Consider the following 273-nt stretch of genomic DNA (forward strand, 5'->3'; position numbering starts at 1 on the left):
ATACAAGACTGACAGGATACCGCGGGGTTCGTTCCCCGGGTATCCGCGTTCGGGCCGTGCAGTTGCCCAGCCGGGGACCGGGTGTTTCGCCATTGGTTTCCGTTGGTGCTGTGCCGCGGCCGGAGAAAGTTCTTTGACATATTGGGAAAAAAAAGAGAAGACAGACAAAAAGAGAGGACAGAGGAAGTTCCTTACGGGTATAACCGGTTTGGGACGGAGGCAGCCGGGCGCTTTGCAAAAGGGGCGTCCGGCGGAAGAAAGTAATTAAGGGCA

At 56.0% G+C, this 273-nt stretch carries 1 protein-coding gene; it reads left to right on the forward strand.

What is annotated here, in order from left to right; translation table 11 throughout:
* A partial coding sequence (locus FXV77_RS22280) for a hypothetical protein (RefSeq protein ID WP_187444226.1) occupies positions 1-268 on the forward strand: 268 nt, incomplete at its 5' end.
* Positions 269-273: the final 5 nt, after the last annotated feature.

Origin of the sequence: Sphingobacterium phlebotomi (genome assembly GCF_008180195.1) — a bacterium.
Lineage (GTDB): Bacteria > Bacteroidota > Bacteroidia > Sphingobacteriales > Sphingobacteriaceae > Sphingobacterium > Sphingobacterium phlebotomi.